This is a genomic window from Desulfoluna sp. CLI2B, assembly GCF_056847375.1.
This window is the reverse complement of sequence record NZ_CP186557.1, coordinates 2,938,430-2,957,249: the sequence shown is the minus strand read 5'-3', so window position 1 is coordinate 2,957,249 and position 18,820 is coordinate 2,938,430. Positions and strand designations below refer to the sequence as shown.

Here is an 18,820-nt window from a genome sequence, read left to right as displayed (position 1 = left end):
CCGTCAGGCATGGCATGGCCAAGAAGAAGAGATCAAGCAACTACCCCGAGCCGCAACGGCTCTCCTATCCCGAGGCGGAGAAGACCCATTCATGGCTTTCCATGCTTCTGGATGCCTACATCATCGCCGACAAAGGCATTTATGCCAGCGTGGAGGCCCAACTCAAGAAAGGACGACGGCTTGCATGCGCCAAAGGGTGCTCCACCTGCTGCTCCACCCACGTCACCATTCCTGTCTACCCCCTGGAACTTGCGGGGATCTACTGGTACGCCATTGAGAGCCTCAGCGGAGAGACCGCACAAACCATCCAGCATCAGCTCGCCCGGTTCCACCCCGGGGCCGGGTGTCCGTTCCTCGTGGACGGAGGCTGTGGCATTCATCCCATGCGCCCCCTGGCCTGCAGGCATTTTAACGTCTTCGACACCCCCTGCGCCGAAGGGGAGGACCCGTTTTTTACCCGCAGGGGCGATGTGCTGACCCCGGATGAGAAGGCCAAGGACAAGGCCCTCATGGCCATGCTCCCTTATCACGGCATCACGGACCGGGCCGAAAAGCGCGAGACCATCAAAAAGGGGCTTATTCACAACACCGTTCAGAATCTCCAGGAGATCGAGTGGGTGAAACTGGCCCAGAGGATGGGGGGGAAATAAATAGGAAATAGGAAACAGGAAATAGGTGATAGGTGATAGGGGAACAGGGGCTGGGAAGGTCCTCGTTTCATGACCCCTGGATTACATGATCTGAAATTGCCCGGCGAAGATGGCCGCAAGGGCCAGGGTGTAGCCGGCCAGAAAGCTGATGTAGCTGAGTTTGAGAAGCTTGAACTTCGGGGTGAGAATCACGGTGCTCATACGGTAGAGGTCCCGGGCCACCATGGTCCCGATGGTGGCTGAGTTTTCCAGCATTTCGGCCATTTTTTCGATATAGGCCTCTTCGGTGTACTCGGCAATGCTTGAAAAGTGGAGCAAAGGGGGCTTCGGGTCCCCTTTTTTCGTGTAGCGCCTTGGGATGAGGCTGAGGACGGCAAAGAAGATGCTGAGAACCGAGGCGGAGACGCCCAGGAGGATGCCCCAGTGCCACTGGGGGCGCCCCAGGCCCGAGAGGGCGATGGGGATGAGAAACGAGTTCACCGTGATGACCGTGGCCGCGCGCCGGTCGGCAAACCCCACGTAGTTGATCTGCTTTGAGATGACCGCGCCGAGGATGGAGGCGCGAAAGACCGGCGGCCAGATGGTTTGCTTTAAGGGGTCGTGATCGGTGGGGGCTGGCATACCGCTCCTTAATATCGTTTCTTCCGAGTTGTTGGTGTGTTAATGCCCGGCTTTTTTCGTCCCGACCCGGCATGGTGGGCCGGTGAGGAGGCAAACGGCCCAACAGGGCCGATGACAGGGGGCTCCGGCAGTTAAGGAAACCATGTTGTCATCCCATTGTCAACGCAGGGGAGCCCTCCCTTGACTTGCCTCTGCACCTGGCTTAGTCTGGAACAGGTACGGCATGTTGAAACCGGAGTGGCAACTGACAGCTGTTTTTCCGGTTTTTTTGTGCCATCGCTTGATGGACCATCGTTAACAATCGATATCAAAGAGGACTCACCATGGTGATACCCGTTATCCTTGCCGGGGGCTCAGGCACCCGGCTCTGGCCCCTATCCCGCGAACTTCACCCCAAGCAGCTCATCGGTCTCATCAACGAGTATACCATGTTGCAGAACACGGTGCTGCGCCTTTCCGGGTTCGAGGCCATGGGGCGTCCCATCGTGATATGCAACGAAAACCATCGGTTCATGGTGGCCGAGCAGCTTCGCAGCATCGGCATCGAGCCGTTGGCCATCATGCTGGAACCCGTGGGCAGGAACACGGCCCCGGCCCTGGCCGCCGCTGCGCTCAAGGCCCTTGAGGTCGACGAGAATCCCACCCTGCTCGTGCTCCCCGCGGATCACACCATCACCCATGCCGACAAGCTCCATGACGCCATGCGCGAGGGCCGAGACCTGGCCGAGACCGGGCGCCTCATCACCTTTGGCATCGTCCCGGAGTCTGCGGAGACCGGGTACGGCTATATCCGCAAAGGCGCATCCGTAAACGGGGGAAGCGCCGTGGTCATCGACCGGTTCGTGGAAAAGCCGGACCTTGAGACCGCCGAGTCCTACGTGGCATCCGGGGAGTATTGCTGGAACAGCGGCATGTTTATGTTCGGGTGCCGGGAGGTCCTCAGTGAGCTGGACCGGTTCGCCCCGGAGATCGTGGCGTCCTGCAGGGAGGCCGTGGAAAAAGGGGCATCGGACCTCGATTTTTTCCGCCTGGATTGTGATGCCTTTTCCGCCTGTCCCGAGGACTCCATCGACTATGCGGTGATGGAAAAGACCGACAAGGGGGTGATGATCGCCCTTGCCGCCGGGTGGAACGACGTGGGCTCCTGGGACGCCATCTGGCAGATCGGAAATAAAGATGAAAACGGCAACGTGGTCAAAGGGGACGTGGTGACCCACGACGTCTCTTCCTCCCTGCTCCAGGGGGAGAGCCGGATGATCGCGGCGGTGGGTATTGAAGACATGATCGTCGTGGAGACCAAGGATGCCGTTCTGGTGGCACCCCGGAGCCGCGGTCAGGACGTGAAGAAGATCGTCAGCCAACTCAAGGCCGACACCCGCTCCGAGGCCCAGCTCCACACCGTGGTCTACAGGCCCTGGGGATCCTATGAGGGCATTGACGTGGCCGATCGGTTCCAGGTGAAGCGCATCACCGTCAAGCCCGGTGCCGAGCTCTCTTTGCAGAAGCATTTTCACCGTGCAGAGCACTGGGTGGTGGTGCGGGGAACCGCCATCGTCACCCGGGACGACGAAAAGATCCTCCTTAAGGAGGACGAATCCACCTACATCTCCCTGGGACGCGTATCTTGGCTCCAAAATCCGGGGAAAATTCCCCTGGAACTCATTGAAGTACAGTCGGGAAGCTACCTCGGGGAAGACGATATTGTCCGCCTGGAAGACAACTACGGCCGATAGGCACGGTTCGACGAAAGGGGTTTAATGGTGAGCCGATCCGTGATGACACATGACCATTCAAAGGGTGGGGACCAACGATGAGCGGAGATGCGTTTCATTCCCTTAAGGGGCATTTTCTCCTGGCCATGCCGTCCATGAAGGATCCCAATTTTGCACGGTCCGTGGTGTACCTTTGCGAGCATACCGTGGACGGGGCCATGGGGTTTATCGTCAACCGTCCCAGTCACCTGATGGCGGCCCGTGACGTCTATCAGGAGTTCAAGCTCGAACATGTGGATGCCGCCGTGGATGTACCTGTGTACACGGGGGGGCCGGTTCAGCTGGATGAGATCTTTCTCCTGCACGGCCCCCCCTTTGACCATGAGGGTACCTTCCCCATGGGAGAGGACGTGGCCTTGTCAAACTCCATGGAGACCCTGTCGGCTGTTGCTCGGGGGGAAGGGCCTGAAAAAGTAGCTATTTTTCTCGGCAGCTCCGGGTGGGCCGCCGGGCAACTCGAAGGGGAGCTTGCGGGCAATGTGTGGTTGACCGTGGAATCCGGTATCGACTTGATCTTCGAGGTCCCGGCGGAGGTACGATGGGAAAAAGCCCTGGATCGTCTTGGTATTGATCCCGTGCTTCTTTCCGGAGATTTTGGGCGGGCCTGACGCCCGGTAAAGGCAACCCCTGCTTCCCGACAATTAAATGGGCGCGTTCCTTGTGGACGCGCCTTTTTTTTATCCTGCCTCAACGAGTGTTCCCCGATGTTGCTAAACGGTGTTCATTTCTGTATTGACATTCCAGAACTTTCATTTTAGAAAAAACCGCGCATTGAGTCCGTTGATGAATGACGACAGGCTCCCCTGGGCAGATACACCTCCTAACAATCGGTTTTTGAGGATGATATCCTGTTGAGGGGTTGATGATCGATGCGGCTGAAATCCTCAGAGGCCCGTGTTCCGGCATGGGACGACGGATTTTGGTGAAGGCCAGCCCACGGGGTGGCTGTTTTTTGAGAACTAAACAGAACAAGTGTTTTGATATAAGCCTGCGGTTGAGCTGAGGGATGTGCCCGGCGATGCCTCGTTCAAGGCGCGTGAGCCGAACGGCACATGTCTGGGTTCGAGCAGGCCCTGGTTTTCTTAATGTAAGGAATGTGACGTGTTGACTACAATGAAATTGAGAACCCGGATGCTGTTGAGCATCTGTTCGGTCATGGCCCTGGCTTTTACGGTGACCATCGGGATCGTTGCCGTGATGTCCGGCAACCTGGCAGAGACGGAAGCCCTGGAAAAGGCGGAGCAGATGGCCTACCGGTACGGCGGCGTTGTCAAAGCGGAAGTGGAGATCGCAGCGGACTCGGCCCGAACCCTGGCTCAGGTCTTCGGGGGCGTGGTGACCGGACTTGACAAGGAGGACGGCGACCTGTCCCGCCGGGATTTGTTGACGCACTTAATGAAACAGGTGATAGACAAAAACCCCGGTTTTTATGGTGTGTGGACGATCTGGGAGCCCAACGCCCTGGACGGCAGGGATGCCGATTTTGTGAACGCCGAGGGCCACGACGCCACCGGGCGGTTTGTGCCCATCTGGAGCCGCAGCTCGGGCAGCCTGAAGCTGCGGCCCAGTCTGAACTATCGGCGTGAAGGCGACGGGGACTACTACCTTGTGCCCCAGCGAACCGGCAGGGAGGTGCTTGCCGAACCCTATGCCGTCAACATCGGCGGTCGAAATCACCTGATGACAACGGTGAGCGTGCCCATTGTCATGGAGGGAAAAGTTCTGGGGGTGGTGGGTGTGGACATCGCCCTGAAAACCTTTCAGGATGCCTTTGCCGGCATTAAAATTTACGGGACGGGTTACCTCTCCATCGTCTCCAACGGGGGCGTGTATGTCTCCCACCCCGCAAACGGGCGGCCCGGTAAGAGTCTCTTTAAGGAGACCTCCTGGGGAAAAGGGTTTGAACAGGCCATCCGGGACGGAAGACCGTTTCATGGGACCAACCACTCTGCGATCCTGGGGTGTGAGGTGGTGCGCATGGGCGTTCCTATCTGCATCGGCAAGGCCGACACCCCCTGGGCAGCCATGATCAGCATCCCCACCGCAAAGATCCTGAAGAAGGCACACACCATCCGGTATGTCTGCCTTGGGGTGGCCCTGGTTGCCATGCTGCTGCTCGTGGCCACGGTTTATGTGATCACCGGGCGCGCCACCCGGCCCATCATACGGGCCGTGACCTTTGCCGAGGCCGTTGCCAAAGGTGATTTCAGCCGGACCCTCTCCACCCGGAGGCATGATGAGATCGGTACCCTTGTGGGGGCGCTGAACTCCATGGTGGGAACCCTGGGGGACATGTTTCGGGATATTTCGGCGGGCGTAAGCCAGCTCAACGCTTCCTCTTCCAATCTTTCGGCAGTCTCAGCCCAGATGTCCTCAGGCGCCCGGGAGACCATGGAGAGGACAAGTTCATCCACAGCGGCCGCCGAAGAGATGAGCACCAACATGGCCTCGGTGGCTGCCGCCGCCGAGCAGTCCTCCCAGAATATCGGTCGGGTTGCCGCGGCCACGGAACAGATTACCGGCACCATCGAAAAAATCGCAGGCAACTCCGAGGAAGCGCGCCACGTGAGCAAGGAGGCGGTCTCCAGTGCCAAGCGGTCTTCAGAAAAAGTCAAAGCCCTGGGCGCGGTTGCCCACGAGATCAATACGGTGACCGAGGCGATCACCGAGATCTCCGCCCAGACCAACCTGCTTGCCTTGAACGCCACCATTGAGGCGGCCAGGGCAGGGGAGGCGGGCAAGGGATTTGCCGTGGTGGCAAACGAGATCAAGCACCTGGCCCATCAGACCGCCGAGGCCACCCAGGAGATCAAGCAGAAGATCACCGGCATTCAGGTCTCCACCGATGAGACGGTCAAGGAGATCGAACACATCTCCGAGGTGATCTTCCAGACCAACGAGATCGTTTCGTCCATTGCAGAAGAGGTGGATGAGCAGTCCATGGCCACCCGTGACATTGCGGACAGCATCACCCAGGCCTCCCAGGGGATGGCTGAGGTGAGCGCCAGTGTGGCTGAAAGCACGGCTGTGGCTGCGGACATGGCGCAGGATATCGTCGGTGTCAACGAGGCGGCCGAGGAGATTGCCGAGAGCAGTGCCGGTGTCAAACAGAATGCGGGGGATCTCCACCATTTGTCGGATCAATTGAAAGGGATGGTGGAGCACTTTCAGCTTTAGCACGATGAGTGCAGCCCATATGTAAGGCACCAGATCTTCTGATGGTGTGTTTTTCGCTTGTGCCTCCGGCGGGATCTGCCGGGGGCATAAGCGTATGCCTGATTTAAAAAGTGCCTTGAGCAGGCAGGTTATAAAAAACACGATTGAATGAATGTTGTTTTAAAGGCGGATGTGATTTGCCTATTGCCGCGCGTGGGCCAGGGTCATGTCGATCATCTGTTCAATCTCCTGCCGACGGCTTCCCCCCTTGATCATGATGACCATGCCCATGAGCTGGCAGAAGAGGTGGTTGGCAAGGACTGCGGTGTCCTTTTCGGCCGGGATCTCTCCTTGCTCTTGTGCGGCGTCCAGGCAGAGCCTGAGGTCCGCTTTCTGCAGGGTCCAGTGGTGCTGGACACGGTTCAGGACCATCTTGTCCATCTGGTTTTTTTCGGCCACCGTGGTGAGCAGAAGACACCCGTTGCCTTTTCCTGAGTAGGCATAGTCGATGCGGTGGCGGAAAAAATCGGTGATATTCCCCAGGCCCAGGGGCTCGCGGCGGAGGATATGACCGACGTGCCGGTGAACGGCCCGGGTATAATGGTCGATACACGCACAGAACAGCCCTTCCTTGTTACCGAATTCCACATACATGCTGTGTTTGTTGAGCTTTGTCGCCTTGACCAGGTCGTTAACGGAGACGCCCTTGTAGCCTTTGTCAAGGAACTGCGAGGTGGCCGCGTTTAACACGTCCTGATGATTGTACTCTTTGTTGCGGGGCATGGTTCTGTCCTGTGGCGGGTTGGTGGTGAATTGGGTAAGCTAAAATGATCGTTCTGTTATGTCAAGGGGCAATGTCAGGCGCCCATGGTGCCGAGCAGATGGGTGTGGAATCTGTAGATATCTCTGATATAATGCAATATCCCGTCATGATTTCTTCCTTGTACCCCCATGAAAAGGCAGGTCCCCATGACCCATCACGCGGAAGTTGTCCGGATGATCCGATCCCTCCTTGACGCCCAGCGACTCGGGGTGCTCAGCACCCACTGCAGGGGACACCCCTATGCATCCCTCGTGGCCTATGGTGTCACCGACGACCTGTCCCGGCTTTTTTTCGTCACCCCCCGGTCCACGCGTAAATACGGAAACATAACCGAAGACGACCGGGTTGCCATGCTCATCGACAGCAGGTCCAACGCGGAAGCCGATTTTCATGAGGCCCGGGCCGTGACCATAACGGGCCGGGTGTCCGAACCCGGGGAAGACGACGCCGCTCCCCTAAAAGCCCTTTTTCTATCCCGCCACCCCTACCTCTGCGATTTTGTCGCGGCCCCCTCCTGTGCCTTTATGGTGGTGAAGGTTCGGCGCTGTATTTTCGTGGAGCGGTTTCAAAACGTCACCGAGATTGAGGTGAGCCCATGACCTTTCTTATGCCCCTGGCCCGTGCGGGAGCCCACGGCGAGTCGGTGGTGGGTGGCAAGGCCAGTGCCCTGGCCCGCATGGTTCAAAACGGTATTCTGGTCCCGGACGGGGTCTGCGTAACGTCCGAGGCGTATGGCGTCTTCGTCTCAGAGGCCGGACTCTTTGAGCGGATCCAGATGACGCTTCAGTGCAAGCCTTTTTCCGAGATGCGGTGGGAAGAGGTGTGGGACGCGGCTTTGAGGATCCGCAACCTGTTTCTGACGGCACCCTGGCCACCTGCGCTTTATGAGGCCCTTGCCACGGGGCTGGAACAGTTCGTTAAAGGCGGTCCCCTGGCGGTGCGATCGTCGTGTCCGGAGGAGGACTCAGAAGGGGCGTCTTTTGCAGGGCTGCATGACTCTTATGTGAATGTTCGCGGCCTGGAATCCACCCTGGATCACATCAAGCGGGTCTGGGCCTCCCTCTGGTCGGACGGCGCTCTTCTCTATCGGCGGGAGCGGGAGGCTGATTTCCGTGCGGGAACCATGGCCGTCCTTGTCCAGCGGCTGGTGAGGGGGGAGGTGTCGGGTGTGGCGTTCAGCAAGAGCCCCCTGGCTGCATCCGAGGGGGTGGTGGAGGCTGTGTACGGTCTTAATCAGGGGCTGGTGGACGGCACGGTGGAGCCGGATCACTGGCGGCTGGACCGCACCTCTGGGGCGATCCTTGCGCACAGGGCTCCTGAAGGCCGACCATCGTGCCTTGGCGCTGGCCCCTCCGGGGTCCGCACGGTGTTGCTCCCCGAGGCCAAGGCGGCCAGGCCTCCCCTGGAGGATGAAGAGGTGACATCGGTGTTTGCCCTGGCGCGTCGCATGGAGTCCCTGTTCGATTCTCCCCAGGACCTGGAGTGGACCTTGGACGGGGGGCGGGTGCATGTGCTTCAGTCCCGGCCCATCACCACCTTGGAAGCACAGGGTTCACCAGGGAATGACGCGCTGCACAAGCGTCTCCATCGCAGCTATGACAGCCTGTGTGCATTAAGGCAGAAAATCGAGACCCGGCTCCTGCCGGAGATGACCGAGGCGGCCGAGGAGATGGCCAGGGTCTGCCTGGAAACCCTGGACGATGGGGCGCTGGTCCGCGAGTTAAGGCATCGTCTTGAGATCAACGAAACGTGGGTCGGGGTTTACTGGTCGGAGTTTATTCCCTTTGCACACGGGGTTCGGCTCTTTGGCCAGGCATATAACGATGCTGTCAAGCCCGACGACCCCTTTGAGTTTACCCTTCTTCTGACCCATACCCCCCTTGTGGGCATGGCCCGAAACCGTCGCCTGGGAGACCTGGCAGCCCAAATGCGGGAGCACCCGGACTGGAATGGGGGCGCCGGCTTTGGTGCTTTAGCATCCCTGAGGGATCGAGGCTGCCGTGTCTGCGTTCATCGACGATTACGGAGAGCTCTCCTGGGCGGTGGCCGGGGGAGCTTCGAACCAGTCGCCCCGGCATACCCTGGTGGCCCTGGTCCTTGAGATGGCGGCCCACCCGCCCGCATCCGAGGCCACGGCCGGGGACGCATCCCGGCTGGAAGAGAGGTTTTTGGGGGCTTTCCCTGTGGAGTCCAGGGAGTACGCCCAGGGCGTCCTGGACCTGGGGCGCTCCAGCTACCGCCTCCGGGACGATGACAACGTTTACATGGGCGCCTTGGAGCGGGAGCTCTTTCGCGCTGTGGCCGAACGGCACGGTGAGCGGATCGGGACGGGGACCGTCCGGGGGCTTCGCCACGAGCTGGAACGCTTCGGGAGCCGTCCCACCATCCAAAGCGCTCCGGCCCGGGATGCGGAGGAGACCTCCGTGATCAAAGCCCGCCAGATCATGGGCCAGCCCGCCGGACAGGGGCTGGTTCGGGGAAGGGCCCGGGTGATCCGCAGCCCCGGAGACCTTGCAGGTCTGGCATACGGAGAGATCCTGGTGTGTGACGTGGTGGAACCCACCATGACCCATGTGGTGCCCCTGGCCGCAGGGATCGTGGAGCGACGCGGCGGGATGCTCATCCACGGTGCCATCATTGCCAGGGAGTACGGCCTGCCGTGCGTGACCGGCGTGCCCGATGCCACCACGCGTATCGCCACCGGGGATCTGCTCACCGTGGACGGGTACCTGGGCATCGTGACCCTGGGGGAAGCCGATGAGATCTTCGGGGAAGGGACGGCGGGCCGCGTGAAAAAAGATTGCTGATTTAAGTGCGATACGATATAAGCAGGCGTCGCATGAACCACGGGTTGCTACGACCCGTGGTTTTTTTATTGTTCAAACTGAGGAACCTTCTATGATCTGCGCAACCAACGTGGCGCTTGCCTACGGCAAACGCGTCCTGTTTAAAGACGTCAATATCAAGTTCACCCCCGGCAACTGCTACGGCCTTATCGGTGCCAACGGCGCCGGCAAATCAACTTTTCTCAAGATCCTTGCAGGGGAGATCGAGTCCGACAAGGGCGACATCAGCGTCGGACCCGGCGAGCGTATTGCTGTCTTGAGGCAGGATCACTTTGCCTTTGATGAAGAGACGGTCATCAACACCGTGATCATGGGCCACCAGCGGCTCTACGACATCATGGTGGAGCGGGACGCCATCTACTCCAAGGCGGAGTTCACCGAGGAGGACGGCATCCGTTCCGGTGAACTGGAGGCGGAGTTTGCCGAGATGAACGGCTACGAGGCCGAGTCCGAGGCTGCGGTTCTCCTGAACGGCCTGGGCATTCCCGAGGAGATGCGCCACCTGAAGATGAAGGAGCTGGAAGGGGGGGACAAGGTCCGGGTCCTTCTGGCCCAGGCCCTCTTCGGCAACCCCGACGTGCTCCTCCTTGACGAACCCACCAACCACCTGGACCTGAAGTCCATCGCCTGGCTGGATGACTTTCTGGCACGGTTCCAGAACACCGTCATCGTGGTCTCCCACGACCGCCACTTTCTCAACCAGGTGTGCACCCATATCGCCGACATCGACTACGGCAAGATCCAGGTTTTTGTGGGCAACTACGACTTCTGGTGCCAGGCGAGCCGCCTGATCCAGAAGCAGAAGCAGAACGAGAACAAGAAGACCGCGGACAAGGCCAAGGAGCTCACCTCCTTTATCCAGCGATTCAGCTCCAACGCCTCAAAAGCCAAGCAGGCCACCTCCCGAAAAAAGCTCCTGGAAAAACTGACCCTGGAAGACATGCCCGTCTCGTCCAGGCGATACCCTTGGGTGGCCTTCAAGCCGGAGCGTCCCTGCGGCAACGTCATCCTGGAGATCGAAAACCTGAGCAAGACCATCGACGGCCAGGAGGTGCTCCGCGACCTTAACCTGGTGGTCAACAACGGGGACAAGGTCGCCTTTGTGGGGGACAACGGTCTTGCCAAGAGCACCCTTTTTCAGATCCTGGCAGGGGAGATGGAGCCGGACTCCGGCAGCTTCCGCTGGGGTCAGACCATCACCCCCTCTTTTTTCCTTAAAGAGAACCGGCAATACTTTGAAACCGACATGACCCTGGTGCAGTGGCTGCTCCAGTACGCGCCCCCGGAAGAGGGAGAAAGCTTTGCCCGCGGTTTTCTGGGTCGCATGCTCTTCTCCGGTGAAGAGGCCATGAAAAAGACCGGGGTTCTCTCCGGTGGGGAGAAGGTGCGCTGCATGCTGTCGCGCATGATGCTCTCCGACGCCAACGTGCTGGTCATGGATGAGCCCACCAACCACCTGGACCTGGAGTCCATCACCTCGCTGAACGAAGGGCTCATGGCCTTTCCCGAGGTGGTTCTCTTTGCGTCCCACGACCACCAGTTTGTCTCCACCGTGGCCAACCGCATTGTGGAGCTTACCCCCCGGGGCAGCCTGGACCGGCTCATGAGCTTTGACGACTACCTGGCCAGCGCCGATGTCGCAAAGGAGAGGGAAGAGCACTACTGCGGCGAGAGCGCCCTGGCGCTGTAAGCTTTTAAAATTCTTTGGCGACCGGGCCATGCCCAGTGCGGCGCCCGTGCCTTGAACCGATGCGAAACCTCTGCGCCCGGCGACTGCCCCGGGGGCTCTTTGCCATGTGGGAGAGAGACCATGAACATCAGCACCATGCCCATCACCGATCTGAAGGTGGAAGAGCCCTTTTCAACCCTGTTTCCCGTGGGGGAGGATACCCTGGAGGGGATCCGCCTGGATATGGAGTCCAACGGGTACGACGACGCCTTTCCCATCATTGTATGGGAAGAAAAGGGCATCGTTGTGGACGGTCACACCCGGTATACCGCGGCCCTGGCCGTGGGGTTGGAGACCGTTCCCGTCCTGATCCGGAATTTTGAAAACGAGGACGACGCCATCCTCTACGCCTTTCATCTCCAGCGCAACAGGCGGAACCTGGCCGATGAGGACATCGTCCGCTGCCTGCAGCTCCTGGATTCCATTGACGAGGCCCGCGGGGACGACGGGGAGAAGCGCACCAAAAAAGAGATGGTCAAGGAGCGCGCCAACGAGCTGGGCACCAGCGAGAGCAAGGTGGACAAGGCCCGAAAGGTGATGGAACACGCCGATGATTCCATCCGCGAGGCCGTGGAATCCGGAGAAAAGTCCATCAACCAGGCCTTTAACGAGATGCAGGAGATGCGACGGGAGAGCGGCGAGCTCAAAGGGCGCACCACCTCATCACTGGCATGCGGCGCCCGCTACAACAAGACCCTGGGCAAGCTCATCGAAGAACTCACCCGGATCCGGGACGAAGGCTGGGAGCAGATCTCCATGGAGAAGGCCCTCCTGGATGTGGAGACCCTCAAAAACATTGTGGAGGGGTAATCCGGCGGCAAGGTGGGGGCACCTTGAAACCCTATGGCGAATGCATGGCGGCAGACATCATGCACCTATTTTGGGGTATTCGCGCGTTGTGTGATATGGCGCAGCCGTTTTTGCGGAACTTGTTAAGGCCCATTGGACCTCTGTAAAGCATATTGGATAGATGACAGGCGCGACTCCTTGGTGGATCGCGCCTGTTGTGTTTTCGGGAGATCGTTTATTGCGGGGGCTCAAGGGTGAACATGGTGCGGTCCACCGCAGGGTTCACGAAGGCGCGATCGATGCGGATGGTGGCTTTCACCCCTTTGGCGGTGGTGAGGGTGATGGTGCGGAACCGGTTGGTGCCGTCCGGGTCGGCCGTGGGGGAGAGGTGGAGGTCGTAGATCTCATCCCCGCCTTTGGACAAGGTGGTCCTGGTGGGGAGGCCCCGGGGGTCTATGTCGATGGTTTTGGTGTGACGCCTGTCGAGGCGAAGCACCAGGGCTCGGGCGCCCTCTTCGGGCAGGGGGTGGAGCCGTGCGGACTCAAAAGGCCCCACCATGATCTTGCCCGAGAGCAGGGCGTGGATTTCGGAGAGGGCAAGGGGGATACCCGTGGCAGAAGCCAGGGAGGGGTCTTCCACCTTTTTGACGTAGGGTTTGTGGCTGCCCATGTGGGAGCGGAGCCTGAGGCGCGTGCCGTCATAGGCAATGGACTCCACGGGGGTGGCCGCGGCCATGATCTCCAGTCTCAGGAGGTTGGGGGCATCACCGGCCCAGGCAAGGCGAAACCGTCGGGTTTCCCCGTCTTCGGTGGTGGTCACCGAGCCGATGCCTTTAAAGGAGGTCACCTCCGTCGCGTTAGGGCGACTGCGAGTCGACGGAGCTCCTCTTGGGCGCCGTCGGTCTCGAACCGGAGGGCAGGGGGGGAGAGGATGCTGCATGCTGAAAACAGGGGCAGGACACAAAGAACGATGAGGATCAGGACTGGGCGTTGCATGGATGATAACTTTCTTCCGGTAGTGTGAATAGGGGCGGACAACACCAGGCCCTGGAAAGGCAGCGTCTCCGGTAACGATTCGGCTTATGCCTCCGGCGGCCCTGCCGGGGGGCAAACTTTTGAAAAGTTTGACAAACAGGTCTTGATATTCCTGGCATGAATCCCAGCGATTTTGACTGCTCTAATCTTTCAAAAAAGCGACCCGCCGGAGGCAAGCTGAATAGTTACTTCGCTTTTAAGATGAAATACCTTGTTGCCGGAGGCGGGTTTTGGGCGCTGGGTCGTTACCGTCTCCGTACGTCAAGATAACATAAAATACCATGCTCACCATAGTGTCGCTCTCTTCTAAGGTGCGTATTTTTTCACGGATGGCCGGTGCGTCTTCATGGCCCAGCTTCAGGGATTCCCGATAGTAGTTCAGGGCCTCCTGGGTCAGGTTGTTCTGTACCAGGGCGTCCCCCAGGTGCTCCATGACCACCGGATCGTCGGGAAGCAGGGCCGCAGCCTCCCGCAGGGTGCTCAGGGCCTTGGAGTACTGGCCCTTCTGGTAGTAGACCCAGCCCAGGGAGTCGGTGATGTAGCCGTCTCCGGGCTTGTACTCCAGGGCCTTTTTGATGAGGCGTTCGGCATCTTCCAGGTGGATGCCCTGGCGTGCGTAGGTGTACCCCAGGTAGTTCAGGGCATTGGGGTCCTCGGGGTCCAGCTCAAGGGCCCGTTTCATGGCATTGGTGGAGGCCTCGCTTTTTCCCCATTTGTCGTAGAGAACCCCGATGCGGAAGTGGGATGGTCCGTGAAAGAGATGGCCTTGAGAAGACAGGCTTCCGCTTTGTCGTATGCCTTTTGCTCTTCGTAAAACGAGGCCAGGTAGTTCAGGATTTCGATGCTTTCGGGCTGCTGCTCCCGCGCCTCTTCAAGGGTTTGAATCGCTTCATCCTGTCTTCCCTGTTCCCAGAGCTGGACACTGACAAACAGGATGGCACGCTCGTAATAGTCCGATGCGGGGGAGATGCGGGTAAAGCACTGGATGGCCTCCTCAGAGTCTCCGAGCTTTTCACAGACGAACCCGAGCATGTAATTGAACTCGGAGTTGTCCTTGTAGGCGGTCATGACCCCGGTGAGGAGCCGGTGGGCTTCCGAGTACTTCCGGCGTTCGATGTACTGCTGGTTGATGAGGGTGTAGATCTCCGGCCATCGGTCCGCAGACGCGGTGATCTCGTCGTAGAGCTTCCGGGCCTGCTCCTCTTCTTCCAGTGTGTCGTGGAGCAGGGCCATGGCTAGGCTGGCGTGGAGATCGCCGGGGCTGTGGGTAAGGGCCAGGCGGTACTGGGCCTTGGCCTCGTCGTATTGTTTACGGCTGACGAGAATATCGGCCAGTTCCAGTCTTGCCTCGATGAACTCCGGCGCGATATCCAAGCTCTCTTTGAGGTGATGTACCGCCTTGTCCTCATCGCCTTTCTCCTTGTACAGAAGGGCGGCATAGTAATGGCCTGCGTAGGCGTAAGGGTACGCCTCAAGGAGTTTCAGGTAGGTCTCAAGGGCATTATCGCGTTTGCCGATGGTGGTCTGGAGCAGCCCCAGGCGAAAGTAAGCCTCTTCCCGTGTGGGGTCGGATTCAATGACCCGTTTCAGGAGCTTTTCCGCCTGTCCTGCCCGGCGTTCGGCCAGGCGGATACGGACCAGGAGCAGCAGGGAGTCGGCGTCATCGGGGTGGTCGGCGAGGATACCGTCGATGACCTCAAGGGCTTTCTCTTTTTCCCCGGCAAGAAGGTACACCACGGCAAGCTCCCGCTTGAGAATCAGGGCCGAGGGGTCTTTCTCGGACGCTGTGGTGAGGTACGCGGCAGAGGTGGCGTAGTCTTCAGCCTTGCGGGCCAGCATCGCCTCGATGTAAAGGCGGTAACCGGACCAGGTTTCCGGGCTGTCGGGCTCCTCAATGGACGATGCTCCAGGGACCATGGGGGTGGATGCGTTGGAGGTAAGGCCTTCCCGGGTGGAGGAGGCGCACCCGGAAAGGAGAAGCACCGACAGGGTCAGGGCCGATAGAAGGACCGGGGCGAGTCGAAGCCCCCGGATCGTGGCTGAGATAAGGTTCATACATTCCGTTCCATGTGGTTGAGGAAGGGAGTTATTCGGACCGGTCGGTGTACAGGTGAAAATCAGGAAGCTCGCTTTGAAAGAAATCCTTCATCCGTCGGGTGATGTTTTTTTCAATCTGACGGACCCGTTCCCGGGATATGTTGTACTTTTCACCGATCTCCTGAAGGGTCAGGGGGTCTTCAGAGAAGATGCGGGAGTTGAAGATCTCCAGTTCCCTTTCGGCCAGTTCCTTTTTGAATGCCTCCACTTTATTGTGAAGCAGCGATTCCAACTCCTTCCGTGCGACCTGGTCTTCCGCCGAGTCGGATTCGGAATTGAGAAACTCAATCCGTTCCGTGTCGGAATCCTCCTTCAGGGGAGCATCCAGAGAGACATCCCAGCCGTCCAGGCGCTGGTCCATGTCGATGATCTCCTTGGGAGAGACGCCGAGCCGCTCGGCAAGCAGCTTGGGCTTGGGGTCAAAGCCCTGTTCGATGAGCTTTTGTTTCTCCTTTTTCAGTTTGAAAAAGAGCTTTCTCTGCCCCTGGGTGGTCCCGATTTTGACCAGGCGCCAGTTGTCCATGATGAACTTCAGGATGTAGGCTTTGATCCAGAACGAGGCGTAGTAGGAAAATTTTACGTTTTTGTAAGGGTCGAACTTTCGCACGGCCTGCATCAGGCCGATGTTGCCTTCCTGAATAAGGTCCAGCAGGTTCTGCATCCAGACGCGCTGGAAATCCAGGGCGATTTTGACCACGAGCCTCAAGTTGGCAGTGACCAGCTGGTAAGCGGCATCGGGGTCTTCATGTTCCTGGATGCGTATACCCAGTTCCACCTCCTCTTCCCGGGTGAGCAGCTTGTACTGGCTGATCTCCGAAAGATAGCTCTGGAGCGGGTCAAACTTGGCGACAGCATTGCCGCCGGAGGATTTGACAGGCAGATGGGTATTTTTGGACGCAGGCTTCTTTTTTGGGGAAGCCTTGACGATGACCTCGGTTTCAGATGTCATAGGGTCTCTTTGTGAAGCGTTGTTGTCGTTTTTCTCGTTGTCTCTTTTAATTTTCATATGGAAACATGATCACTGAAGATGAAGGGGGCTGCGGTATTCTTCTCACCGCCTGTGCACAGGGCACCTCCCGTGAATATCGTCACAAAAATCGTTTTGCACCTCTTTGCGTAAAAACAAGGTGTCGTCTTATCTGAATGTATCATGAATCGCCGATTATGGGAAAAGTCTGCAATTCTCAGTCCCCGATATATCACAGTGGGGCGAATTGCCAACCTTGGAAACACCGGCCCCTTGAAGAGGTCGTGATTTCGACCTGTTGACCGGGCGATTTCTTTTAACGGACCGGATTTTAACGAAAGCGGGCATGCATGACCTCTCAAGGTACCTTTTCCCTGACCGGCAGCCCGTCAGGGAAACCTTTTCATCAGGGTTTCACCCGCACCAGTCGTGCCACCCGGGTCGGGAACCGCCTTTTTTATGGGGGCCCTTTTTTTGGGTGGACAAACGAAATACCGTCTGCTAAATAGCTTCTCGCATCAATCAATGCGCCTGTAGCTCAGTTGGATAGAGCATCCGCCTTCTAAGCGGATGGCCGCAGGTTCGAATCCTGCCAGGCGTACCATAAAAAAAAATAAAGGCATTCCTTGATTTCAAGGGGTGCCTTTTTTGTTTTATGGGGCACCGCCTTCCTGTTTGTGACTCACACGTCTCTGCATCTCTTTTATTCCTCGTATAACAACCGGTTTGCTGCCCTGTGTGCGGTATGGTGAAAATTTGTGTGCCATAGGGAAAAAGAAAGCAACTGTTGTGCCACGGGCAGGCGTTTTTCATAACTATCCGGGGGCGCAGCAATATCAGGGATGGAGGCGATGGGCGCAGACGGTATGGCCCTGTGGATTGTGTCTTTTGTAGGCACCCTGGACGAATGTGTATCAAAAAGATCCGTACAGGGGGCGACGTCCCGGCAAGGCCGTCAGCCCGCTGATCCTTCAACGCCCCGGACCAGGCGTCTCACGCCGTGGCAGACCACCGCACACTCCAGCCCGAAGGGGAGGTATCCCCCATACCCCAGCAGGGGCATTTCGAATACGTGGAACCGCCCCACATAGGGAATTGCGTAGGTCCAGCGTGCCAGGCTGAACATGTTCCACATCTCCCAGAAAAAGCCGCAGGCAAGGGCTGATATGGCCATGAGCCAGAGGTGCGACCAGTTTCCTGATTTCAAGGGGCTGAAGACCGTTTCATACCCTGCCACCTGTTGAACGGAGACGATGAGCAGAAGAGGGGAGAGCCACAGGAACGGATAGAGAAGGTCCGGGCGGATCCCGATGCCGACCAGGGCCACGGCCGAGATAAGCAGAAGGCACAACGGGGCCAGGGGCTTTGCACCAATGTCGATGCGTACAAACCGGCCCATGCCCGCCCAGAGGCGCGGAAAGGTGGCCAGGAGGTCGCAGGTGCTTGCCACCCCGGGGAGGACCGTTGCAAAGGCCAGGCTGGCCTGGCCGTTCAAGGCGAGCAGCTCGTCGTGGCCTGCGTGGTAGGACCAGTTTGCCGCAAAGCGGTTCAGGTACTCGAAAAACCACCAGAACACCGGGCTCGCCGCAAACAGGGCGATAAGGTAGACCGGCTCGTGGGTCAGCATGCACCGCCCTGTTCGTTTGTGGGTGATTCCGTTGACGACCAGGATAAAGGAGAGCCAGAGGGGCACGAAGGTCTGGTCCTGAAGGGGCTCGAACCAGGGGAACCGTGTCCAGGCAAGGGCCCAGGAGACCAGGAGCACCACCAGGCCGATTCGGCCCCACCAGGGAAGCCGTCTGGTCGAAACTCTTTTCGGGCGGGGTTGTGGCTCCTGGGACCGGATGAGGTGGCGGAAAAATGGGCCCATCACAAGGAGGATGGCGGCTGCAACAGCCACAAAAGCACCCCAGGAAAAGGGGGCCGGGGGCTGGAGGTCGGGTGTTGCGGTGAGGGTAAAAAAGGGCCGGAGCGGTTTGCCGTCGAGCCAGGCCCCCAAAAGGGGCAGCCCGATGAGCAGCAGGGCAATTCCGGCCGCGATAAGGGTTGGGGTCACGAATTTTTTTATCACGATACGCCTGTGCGGTTCTTGCCGTAGAGGCACGCATGCCAAAGGGTGGACGTCAGTCTTTTGAGTCTCAGGGGAGTGGGGAAAGCCGTGGGGCGATGAACGTGGACGGACGGGGCGCTGAGCCGCGCCCTGAATAAAGGGTCGATAGCCCGACGTCCCGTGGAGCGAAGAACCGGACGGGAAAAACATGTTTCAATACGTCATTATATAAATTTGGGACGTATTGATCAACAACAGCAACTACAGGGCCAACGCATTTAACAA

The 18,820-nt window shown here is 58.8% G+C and carries 16 protein-coding genes and 1 tRNA gene; 10 read left to right on the top strand and 7 right to left on the bottom strand.

Annotated features, from left to right (window positions below):
* Positions 1–14: 14 nt before the first annotated feature.
* Positions 15–650: a YkgJ family cysteine cluster protein gene (locus ACOYW2_RS13955; protein WP_482770815.1), complete on the top strand. Its 636-nt coding sequence runs from the start codon at positions 15–17 to the stop codon at positions 648–650.
* A gap of 81 nt (positions 651–731) precedes the next feature.
* Here the strand turns inward: ACOYW2_RS13955 and ACOYW2_RS13950 are convergent, their stop codons facing one another.
* Positions 732–1,271: a Pycsar system effector family protein gene (locus ACOYW2_RS13950; RefSeq protein ID WP_482770814.1), complete on the bottom strand. Its 540-nt coding sequence runs from the start codon at positions 1,269–1,271 to the stop codon at positions 732–734.
* Positions 1,272–1,594: 323 nt separating this feature from the next.
* Here ACOYW2_RS13950 and ACOYW2_RS13945 point away from each other — a divergent pair, with 323 nt between their 5' ends.
* The 3 genes from ACOYW2_RS13945 to ACOYW2_RS13935 all read left to right on the top strand — a co-directional run bounded on the left by ACOYW2_RS13945 (position 1,595) and on the right by ACOYW2_RS13935 (position 6,220).
* A complete protein-coding gene (locus ACOYW2_RS13945) occupies positions 1,595–3,004 on the top strand; it encodes a mannose-1-phosphate guanylyltransferase/mannose-6-phosphate isomerase (protein WP_482770813.1) in 1,410 nt (469 codons plus the stop codon).
* A 77-nt stretch (positions 3,005–3,081) separates the two neighbouring features.
* Positions 3,082–3,651 (top strand): YqgE/AlgH family protein, encoded by a 570-nt coding sequence (locus ACOYW2_RS13940; protein WP_482415831.1) that lies wholly within the window; start codon positions 3,082–3,084, stop codon positions 3,649–3,651.
* A gap of 523 nt (positions 3,652–4,174) precedes the next feature.
* A complete protein-coding gene (locus tag ACOYW2_RS13935; protein ID WP_482770812.1) occupies positions 4,175–6,220 on the top strand; it encodes a methyl-accepting chemotaxis protein in 2,046 nt (681 codons plus the stop codon).
* Positions 6,221–6,400: 180 nt separating this feature from the next.
* On the opposite strand, the gene ACOYW2_RS13930 is transcribed toward ACOYW2_RS13935, so the two are convergent.
* On the bottom strand, positions 6,401–6,982 hold the full coding sequence (locus ACOYW2_RS13930) for a TetR/AcrR family transcriptional regulator (protein ID WP_482423430.1): 582 nt from the start codon (positions 6,980–6,982) through the stop codon (positions 6,401–6,403).
* 186 nt (positions 6,983–7,168) lie between these two features.
* On the opposite strand from ACOYW2_RS13930, the gene ACOYW2_RS13925 reads away from it, so the two are divergent.
* The 5 genes from ACOYW2_RS13925 (at position 7,169) to ACOYW2_RS13905 (ending at position 12,407) form a co-directional block, all read left to right on the top strand.
* On the top strand, positions 7,169–7,621 hold the full coding sequence (locus ACOYW2_RS13925; RefSeq protein ID WP_482770811.1) for a pyridoxamine 5'-phosphate oxidase family protein: 453 nt from the start codon (positions 7,169–7,171) through the stop codon (positions 7,619–7,621).
* Positions 7,618–9,123, top strand: coding sequence for a PEP/pyruvate-binding domain-containing protein (locus tag ACOYW2_RS13920; protein ID WP_482770810.1), 1,506 nt, complete (start codon positions 7,618–7,620; stop codon positions 9,121–9,123). The genes ACOYW2_RS13925 and ACOYW2_RS13920 overlap by 4 nt, the downstream gene beginning before the upstream one ends.
* Positions 9,023–9,829 (top strand): PEP-utilizing enzyme, encoded by an 807-nt coding sequence (locus tag ACOYW2_RS13915; RefSeq protein ID WP_482770809.1) that lies wholly within the window; start codon positions 9,023–9,025, stop codon positions 9,827–9,829. Before ACOYW2_RS13920 ends, ACOYW2_RS13915 begins: the two co-directional genes overlap by 101 nt.
* Positions 9,830–9,920: 91 nt before the next feature.
* On the top strand, positions 9,921–11,558 hold the full coding sequence (locus tag ACOYW2_RS13910) for an ABC-F family ATP-binding cassette domain-containing protein (protein ID WP_482770808.1): 1,638 nt from the start codon (positions 9,921–9,923) through the stop codon (positions 11,556–11,558).
* A gap of 120 nt (positions 11,559–11,678) precedes the next feature.
* Positions 11,679–12,407 (top strand): ParB/RepB/Spo0J family partition protein, encoded by a 729-nt coding sequence (locus tag ACOYW2_RS13905; protein WP_180142080.1) that lies wholly within the window; start codon positions 11,679–11,681, stop codon positions 12,405–12,407.
* 214 nt (positions 12,408–12,621) lie between these two features.
* Here ACOYW2_RS13905 and ACOYW2_RS13900 read toward each other — a convergent pair whose 3' ends face one another.
* The 4 genes from ACOYW2_RS13900 to ACOYW2_RS13885 form a co-directional block, all read right to left on the bottom strand.
* Positions 12,622–13,233, bottom strand: a complete 612-nt coding sequence (locus ACOYW2_RS13900; RefSeq protein WP_482770807.1) for a hypothetical protein — start codon at positions 13,231–13,233, stop codon at positions 12,622–12,624.
* A gap of 384 nt (positions 13,234–13,617) precedes the next feature.
* Complete coding sequence (locus ACOYW2_RS13895) at positions 13,618–14,154, bottom strand: tetratricopeptide repeat protein (RefSeq protein WP_482771028.1); 537 nt, start codon at positions 14,152–14,154, stop codon at positions 13,618–13,620.
* Positions 14,100–15,476 carry a tetratricopeptide repeat protein gene (locus ACOYW2_RS13890; protein ID WP_482770806.1) on the bottom strand — a complete coding sequence of 459 codons (1,377 nt, stop codon included), beginning with the start codon at positions 15,474–15,476 and terminating at the stop codon, positions 14,100–14,102. The genes ACOYW2_RS13895 and ACOYW2_RS13890 overlap by 55 nt, the downstream gene beginning before the upstream one ends.
* A gap of 31 nt (positions 15,477–15,507) precedes the next feature.
* Positions 15,508–16,467, bottom strand: a complete 960-nt coding sequence (locus ACOYW2_RS13885) for a sigma-70 family RNA polymerase sigma factor (RefSeq protein ID WP_482770805.1) — start codon at positions 16,465–16,467, stop codon at positions 15,508–15,510.
* Positions 16,468–17,012: 545 nt separating this feature from the next.
* On the opposite strand from ACOYW2_RS13885, the gene ACOYW2_RS13880 reads away from it, so the two are divergent.
* Positions 17,013–17,089 (top strand) — tRNA-Arg (locus ACOYW2_RS13880).
* Positions 17,090–17,440: 351 nt separating this feature from the next.
* Here the strand turns inward: ACOYW2_RS13880 and ACOYW2_RS13875 are convergent.
* On the bottom strand, positions 17,441–18,556 hold the full coding sequence (locus ACOYW2_RS13875) for a hypothetical protein (protein ID WP_482770804.1): 1,116 nt from the start codon (positions 18,554–18,556) through the stop codon (positions 17,441–17,443).
* Positions 18,557–18,820 lie beyond the last annotated feature (264 nt).